7 protein-coding genes and 1 pseudogene are annotated in these 8,183 nt (G+C 33.9%); 3 read left to right on the plus strand and 5 right to left on the minus strand.

From position 1 onward, the window contains the following. Positions 1-175: 175 nt before the first annotated feature. Positions 176-376, minus strand: a complete 201-nt coding sequence (locus NSQ40_RS29340) for a hypothetical protein (protein WP_255258785.1) — start codon at positions 374-376, stop codon at positions 176-178. A 1,218-nt stretch (positions 377-1,594) separates the two neighbouring features. Between NSQ40_RS29340 and NSQ40_RS29345 the strand changes: the two genes are divergently transcribed. Next, the gene (locus NSQ40_RS29345; protein ID WP_258248735.1) at positions 1,595-2,245 is read left to right on the plus strand and encodes a DUF3967 domain-containing protein; all 651 of its coding nucleotides are present in this window, start codon (positions 1,595-1,597) and stop codon (positions 2,243-2,245) included. 310 nt (positions 2,246-2,555) lie between these two features. Here the strand turns inward: NSQ40_RS29345 and NSQ40_RS29350 are convergent, their stop codons facing one another. Then, positions 2,556-3,161, minus strand: coding sequence for a cupin domain-containing protein (locus tag NSQ40_RS29350; RefSeq protein ID WP_258248734.1), 606 nt, complete (start codon positions 3,159-3,161; stop codon positions 2,556-2,558). A 638-nt stretch (positions 3,162-3,799) separates the two neighbouring features. Between NSQ40_RS29350 and NSQ40_RS29355 the strand changes: the two genes are divergently transcribed. Together NSQ40_RS29355 and NSQ40_RS29360 are read left to right on the plus strand one after the other, a co-directional pair. Further along, positions 3,800-4,270: a DinB family protein gene (locus NSQ40_RS29355; protein WP_341286188.1), complete on the plus strand. Its 471-nt coding sequence runs from the start codon at positions 3,800-3,802 to the stop codon at positions 4,268-4,270. A 216-nt stretch (positions 4,271-4,486) separates the two neighbouring features. After that, entirely contained in the window at positions 4,487-4,678 is a 192-nt protein-coding gene (locus tag NSQ40_RS29360; protein WP_258248732.1) for a hypothetical protein, read from the plus strand. 637 nt (positions 4,679-5,315) lie between these two features. On the opposite strand, the gene NSQ40_RS29365 is transcribed toward NSQ40_RS29360, so the two are convergent. From NSQ40_RS29365 to NSQ40_RS29375, 3 genes and pseudogenes are all read right to left on the minus strand, one after another. Continuing rightward, positions 5,316-5,930 (minus strand): MarR family transcriptional regulator, encoded by a 615-nt coding sequence (locus NSQ40_RS29365; protein ID WP_258248731.1) that lies wholly within the window; start codon positions 5,928-5,930, stop codon positions 5,316-5,318. A gap of 245 nt (positions 5,931-6,175) precedes the next feature. Beyond that, positions 6,176-6,535 (minus strand): annotated as a pseudogene (locus tag NSQ40_RS29370) (plasmid recombination protein); the annotation flags it as partial. 958 nt (positions 6,536-7,493) lie between these two features. Beyond that, positions 7,494-8,036 (minus strand): hypothetical protein, encoded by a 543-nt coding sequence (locus NSQ40_RS29375; RefSeq protein ID WP_258248736.1) that lies wholly within the window; start codon positions 8,034-8,036, stop codon positions 7,494-7,496. Positions 8,037-8,183: the final 147 nt, after the last annotated feature.

Raw genomic sequence — 8,183 nt, forward strand, 5'->3', positions numbered from 1 at the left:
TTTCTCCTATATTATTGACTTCACAACAAATCTCCTGATATCCTCAAAAACAAATAAAAAAGTATACATTCAAAACACTGTAAATAAAGAGATGATGGAATTCCTGAACAACAAATAAGACGCTAAGCCGATCATAGCAGCGCCTACGATAATTGCTATTGGTTTAATCATTATGCTAAATATTTTTTCCTTCTTCAAGGCATGCTAACTTTTCCAGCAGATCATAATAACTACCATAAGTATCTATCTTTCCTTTACTTGCTCCTACTGTCAAAGCTCCTTTAGGGTCTTGCTCTATCCACTTCCTGCTAGCTTCATCCATAATATATCCAAGCTGATGTGTATTGTTAGCAATAAATCGTTCTATTTCGTCCATCATTCATCGCCTTTCCTATTTCAATATCCGTTTTATCTAGTAAAAAGAGCACCCATTTCCGTGAGCGCCCTTTAAAGGATTATGAGAATCCCCATTAACGAAAGTTAAGGTTACTAAAGTTAATAAGGTACAAGCAGTATATGCTTGTACTATTCAAATAGTTCATAAAAAGAGAGCATCCACATCAGTAGATGCCCAAACTTGTAGAAGTTTTCAATGAGTATTGACTAGGGCCTTAGAGAGGTTGTCCCACACTACAATATATGCTTGTCCATCTCAAAAGGTGAAAAACAAAAAGACACCTTATACAGGTGCCTTTTCGAAAACGTAGGGGTAACGCTAAAACACAGCAACGTCATGAAGTTAATATCATTTTATGTTCGATATTCTTTAATATGCATAATGTTCATTATCAGTAGTCAACGATGTAGCGGTACCCCTATATGCTCATATTTTCCCTCTGTTCAAAAGAACGGTACCCTCATACTATGTTTTTTATGGTTATTTTTGGTACCCGTTATTTTTTCTAGAAAACAAAGAAACTTACAAAATCATGTCATCACTACATCCTCTTTTAAGTGGAAACTAATGTGATATAACCGAGAGTGTCCAAACACATTCTATTATTTTTTATAAGATATATCATATAAGGAGGTGTATTCTCTTATGGTATCCGCATGTATTTATCAAGATGGAGATGCTTACTTTTTAATTGTTAAATTCAACGATAAAATCATTTTTAGAGTTTCTCTATCACCAGAATTTTATTCATTACTAGTATTCTTAGGATTTCCAATATGTAGTTAATAGTTATCTATCAACCAACTAACCAATACTAATTGATAATTTTAAACAAACAAATAGGACAAGCTAACAGATCAAAAAAAGCGAAGAAAACAAATTCTGTCATATCTTCGCTTTTTTATTTCGAGTCGCTTACAAATAAGGGTTCCGCTCACATTTTAACGAAAACATACGTTAAGCAATTTTCGACGTGAAAATAAGTGAGGTTAACATAATGCCACTTATCAGTAGTATCTCATTCTGTTCATTGATTAAAATGACAAGGTACTTTGCTCTTAGTCTACTAATAATTCTTTGAAGTTTAACTCGTCCTATATTACCAACAAATTCCACATTTCAAAGGTATTTCGTTTTATCATGTATAATGTAACTTTAGGAACGTCAATTGAAGCATTTAGAGGAGCGTGAGGAACGATGTCTGATGGAACGCGGAATGGTATACAATCCGAGCCAATCCCAGCTTTCCTGACCAAGGAAATAGCAGAAATGTTAAGTATTAGCGAAAGCTATTTGCGTAAATGGTGTTTAGAGTTAGAAAAACATGAGTATATCTTTGTGAAAGTTCGTGATCCTAAAAGTAATCGTGAATATCGAACCTTTACTTCAAAAGATATAAAAGCTTTGAAACAATTTCAAACACTTATGAAAGATGCCGGATATAACAAGGCTGATGCTGCCAAAACCGTAGCAATAAGCATAAATAATGAAAATTGGAACACGAATGGAACGTCTCATGATCCAATTGATTCCCAATCTTTACTTATTACGAGAAATAAAGAAGTATTGGAACGCGAAAACAATACCAATTTATTACGTGAATTGTTGCGCGAGGAACGCGAAGAAATAACAAAAGAACTCCAATCCATGAGAGAAGAACTACAACGAACTCAAGAAGAATTTCAAACATTAAAAGACGATATAAAAATATATCAAAAACACCATGAACAATTGTTACAAGAAAGAGATGAGCAACTATTACATAACATACGATCTATTCAAGAGACTAAACAACTAGTTGCTCCTACTACAGAAAATAAACATCATTGGTGGAAATTCTGGAAATAAAACAAGCCTTGCATATAAGCAAGGCTTGTTTTATTTCACATGTATTTGAACATCTTATTATGCTGTAGGCTTCTTTTCTACAACAGTTATAAAAACATACCCCAAGACTAAGGCAGCAATGATATATATAGGATATCGCCAACAAAAAACGAATTTCGTACACTAAAAAATTTTCCATAAACAATATTTAGTATTTGTTATGGTACTTTGTTTTTGAACATATTTCTGTCAAATTGTCTTTTAAAGATTAGCAAAAGTTTATTCCTTTTCTCTTTAAAACACAGTTGTGGATTTTATAATAAGGTTTGAATTAATAACTAACTGTATTCCTATTGCCATGACTGTAGCCTTCTTCCACAGCCAATGCATCTGTTTTAGTAACATGAACAGTACCAAATGGATGATTTGGAGGAGCATATATCGAGTAAAGCTTTAACGGAATATTACCTGTATTAGTTAGATTATGCCATGTTCCGGCAGGTATCATTATTGCAAAATCATCATAGACGTTTCTTTTAAAATTTAAATTATCTTTACTCTTGCCCATTTGAACAATCCCCTGACCTTGTTCAATACGTAAAAATTGATCAACACCAGGATGTATTTCCAAACCGATATCTTCGCCAACATTGAGACTCATTAAAGTAACCTGTAAATGTGTTCCTGTCCATAAAGCAGTACGATACGTATTGTTTTGCTTTGCCGCTTCATTGATATTAACAACAAATGGTTCTGATCCATAATCTTTTAACGAAATACTTCCATCGCCATTGGAAAAACGAAAATAATCAAATCTGTTTGTATACTCTATCTCATTAGGAAAAGTCCAGTAAACAGACTGTCTTCCATAGTTATACATTGGCACATTAACATAATAAGGATTTTGATATCGATACACAAAAGGAATATAGTACATTTTTCTCAATCCTTCACAATTTTATAAAATTATCCTATGCACTGATTAAGTCAATGTACTTAAATTCAAGGTAACTTTTGTAAAGAAAGCTTTTTAGCCTAAAACACTTATTTTATTGAATGGACCTTTAATTTAACAATACAATTGAAGTTTAAAAATCAAAAGAAAAAAACTATATCAACAAAGTTTTTTATCAAACTTTGTTTTAAAATTATCAATCTTTTTCATACAAGATTTTATACGTTTTTTTGTACTAATACAGGACATTCGTAAGCCTAAAAAATCCTAATATCTCCACAATGTATAAAATCATGTATAAAATGATAAACAAAGAAAAAGCGAGATCCTAGTTATATCAATGGATTTCGCTTTTTCCTTGCTACCGATAATTTTGTGTTATGTTAACTAGATTTGTATAAATTATTTATATTTTCCTTAGAAACCTTATTCAACTAAAGGGCCAGATTGTTAGATATTTGTTATAATAAATAAAAATACAGAAAATTTCAACTTTTAAGTTTCACCGCCTGGCAAAAGTACAAAAAAGCACAAGAGGCCTGAAAAACAGTGGGAAAGTCGAAAGAATTGGTCATTTTGTTGAGTGAAAAAAGTTTGTTCAATTTTGTAAAAGTGAGGGAATGCTTATATCATCTTATTTTTTTGAAAACGGGTTACATGGGGAAAATGCTCATGTTGACCCCTTGGAGGTGTTTGAGGGTTTACGGTGGGAGATGGCTGGGGAAAAACCCTCAAACTGTCCATATTCAGTGTGGCAGATTCTAAACCATATGATTTTCTGGCAAGATTTCTATCTTGCCTACCTTAAAGGCAGGGTGCCCAATCATCCAGAACATGACGAAGACTCATGGCCTGATAAAACAGCTCCGTCATATAAAATCGAGTGGAGTGACACTCTTTTTCTATTCAGTAAAGGGCTAAAGGAAGCTGAAAACGAAGCAAAAAAAGATTTAAAGGAACTGAAAGACGCGGGATTGAAAAGGACTCGTGGTGACCTTTTAGCCACTCTTATGGCACACAACAGTTATCATACCGGACAGGTAGCACTGATTCGGCAATTAATTGGAGAATGGCCTCCACCTTCTTGGTGATACTTAGTATCTAACCGGTTACCGTTTTAAGTTTTAAAAGTTCAACAATCGAGCGCTTTAATTGAACCAACAGCTAAAAGGATCTTCAATCAGAAGATCCTTTTAATATGCCTATAATGAGACGTTATGTTAACCTGACATGAATATCCTATTCATCCAAATTTGTACAAATCTTTTCTGTTGACTGGTACAATGAAGAAAAGAGGTGAATAAGTTATGGCAAAGAAAACAAATTGGCTTTACATTGTCGGTTTAACATGGCTGGCAACCATTATATTACTTTCGACAGACCTTATTGATCTGATTCCAAATCAGGCGGTTTCTCTAAGGGTTTCTTTTGTTATAGGTATCATTGCACTAGGAGCTAATCTGACAGGACTTTACTTACTTAAAAAGAAAAAATATTGAGAGCGAATCGTGCCTCTTTCAAAATGAGGAGGGGTTTGGAATAACTTCCAATAACGAGAATTATGTAAATGAGCTGTCCATATGGACAGCTCATTATTTTATACTTAGCGTGGTTTGTTCTGATCTTTTGGTTTGAAATTTGCTTTTTGGCTAGAGTGCTGGCTCGTCGTGTGGGGACGAAACCCCACGTATTACGTATCTATTTTTAGAATAAGAACTATCTTGAGACGAATGATCTAAGCGGTTCGGCTCGTATACTTGCTAGTCCAAGTCGATAATCATTGCTTTGCTTTTTGTCTGTCGGCTTGGCGAGAAAAGCACACGAGCCGAAAAAAGTTTTGCAAGGACAAGATCAAAAAGAAAAGGCGATAGCCTTTAGGTGAGGATAAACGAACCGACTTTTTGATGTTGAGGGTGGAGATTTTTGAGTGGTTTTCTCAAAAATACGACCCATTCCTTGCGGAACTTTTAGCCTTTATATATAGAGTGAGAAGAGAGAGAGTTTTAAAAGTGGTATAAAGGGTTGATATAACTAGGTTTATGACGTTTTTCGTGTGTATCGAAAACAATACACATTCGTATCGAAAACAATACACACGAAAATGAGTAAAAAAATAAGATTGACTAATTGTCAATCTTAAAATAATTTATCTGGTAACTCTTTCAATATTTTCATTTTCATAGCTTTATAAAAGATTGCTTTAAGTGCTTCATTTACATTATCCTTATCTCCTGCATAAATAATGTGAGGATTTACAAATAATGAATAAGCTTTTGCATTATTTCCTTCAATGCCACTTTCAGCTTTCGCTAATATCCCTTTTTTAACCAAAGAATTTACTGAAAGACTTGTATTTGCTCGTGTTAATCCAATTTTTTTTGCAAGTCCTGAAATATTCAATGGAACTGGATTTTTTGATTTCACATCATCAACAATACAGTTAGAATTAAAAGCAATCGAAGAAACAATATCAATTAAAAATGCTTTTTCTTTAGCCGTAAAGTATTCCCGTTCCCTTAAAAATTCATAATTACTTTGCAAAATTTGAGCAAACCTCACTTTCGACTGGGGACTTTTTTTAGTGCCTATGTAAAGCTCTTTACCAGTAGCTTTAGCCATAGTTTCCATAGCTTTTTCTAATTCAACTTCTGAAACATTATTATATAACTCTCGAATTTTTTCACTTTCAATTTCTAGATCTCTTTTTCTAGCATTTTTTTCAGCTTGTCCAAAATCTACAACTTTTGTCATAAAATAATTCTCTCCCTTAGTGGAAGGAATCAACTAATCTATGCTACAATGTGTATAGAATAATATATTAGGTTGATTCCAACCTGAGTATAAAAAACCGCCTGTCCGCCAAGACATTGGGCGGTTTTTTCGTCTATCTCTATAATAACATAGAATCCATTACTAAAGATTCCCATCTACAACATTCAATTCTCTCTTTCATCATCATGTAAAACCATGTTATAAACAGCTAGATTCAGATTCTACTCTTGAAACGCCTCAGCATACTGTTTTAACGCTTCCTTTTTGGCTTCCCTATACTTTGGGTCGTCTTTGCCTTCCCCGATCGCTACAACGAGTTCTCGTTGCTCATGTGTCTTTTCATCTTTATGGATTTTGTCATAGTAATCCTTAATCTTACGGTCATTCCGTTTTTGTTTCTCGTTATACTTGTCTACCGCTTCTTGAAAAACATCCTTGTATACACTTCGGATGTCTTTTTGAACAAAATAGATATTCTCTTCTAACCTAGATGGATCGATGCCGGGATTCCCATGAATATTTTCCCTGTTATTATGGCTTAATGAACTTTGATGAGATTGATTAAATGAAATAGAGAACAACATAAAATGCCACCACTTCCCCCTAGAATAATTGATACCATAAGTCTAGCAAAGCGACGAAATGGAGTCAATTAACGTAACCCTATACGTATTTTGACGCTAACGCATCAAAATCGATAGGGGTCTGCGACGCTTTTCGGCTTTGCCGAGCCCTGCAAAGCATGGCAAAAACCTCGGACTTTGTCCGAACCTACAAGGGGAACTCTTCCCCTTGACCCCATCAATCGAACTCCCCAACCCCTCACAATCCTTGAGGGGCTCCCTCGCCGGTTGGCAGGGTCAAAAGGGTACCTTTTGACAAACCACCAGAGGGTTGCATAGTTAGTGTGTCAACTCCTTATCCTCCCGTCCCCTTACGGGTTCGGTCCGGTACCGTTGACACACACCATGTAACTACCTCTTTTCATTCACTTTCCTTTTTCTATATTCAAAAAAGGAAAGCAAACCAATAGCTAACACAAAAATACTAATTGGAATATAAAGAGGATAATCCGATTTTACATAACCCCGTATACAAATGAAGGCTACAATTAAAATTTCAATACAAAATATTAATCTAATATTTTGTAATAAATTCATGTAAAACTTCCTTTCTTTTTTAATAACAATATACTAAATTTACCAACCGAAAAAGAAGCCCCCTTGTTTTTGGATTGGTAGGATCGATCGGTCCGGTCCAGTGGGTATAATTGCTAGTCCAAATCAAGCAACCTAAGTCCTCGTTTTTGGTCTGTTCGGCTTGGCGATATGCCATTACCTATCCAATATCTGAAAGTAAACTTTTGAATATTTGTTTACTTTCAATATCAATAAGAAAAATGAATCAAAATCTATTTTATTTTTTACTTAGATTTGAGTTTTAATAAATACAAAACAGCACAAATCGCATATTAAAATGACTTGTACTGTTTTATTTATGTATTATTTTTTAGACAAGATATACTTAAAACTTATACAAAATTTAAAACGCAGGTACTAATTTCCACACAACTTCTTCTTTACCTAAATAGGTCGTTGTACGAGGGCCATGCATTGAGAATTCAACCTCTTTATAATTTAGGTATCCTCCTTCTGCTTGCAGTGTATATCCTCCCTCTACAGGAGTTATATCCCAATACGCTGTATCTTTCTCCCTACTAAAATTCACACCATTCCCCCATGCTCGGATCCAATAAGAACCTAACATGGCTACAGGCATTTCAATACGATACTTCTTGTTTTCTTCAGAAAAATGCAATTTCACAGGATCTGCGGAAGGGTTTTCTACTGTTTTACCGTGTGAACTAACTAGTACTGGTAATGTAGTATTATAAAGTAGATGGGAAATTAATCCTCTTGTTGGTGAATCTGCTGGAACTATATAATAGTTTTTACTTGTATCAATCCTATCTCCTACTTCGTTTACTGAATCAGATGATACGGATGCACTTGCTTTCTCTACTGGAAAAAATCCTAAAAATATAACAAAAACTAGTAAAGACATTAATACCCCTTTAATCTTCATATCAACACTCCTTCAAAATTTTTTAATTATACAATAATTGTAAATTGTATTTTTGTAATTTGCAATATTAAGAAAATTAAACAGGATAAAAAGCAGTAATAATAAAATATATTTGAATGTAAACTTTTAGATATTTGTTTACATTCA

Source organism: Bacillus sp. FSL K6-6038, from assembly GCF_038050455.1.
GTDB lineage: Bacteria > Bacillota > Bacilli > Bacillales > Bacillaceae_G > Bacillus_A > Bacillus_A pseudomycoides.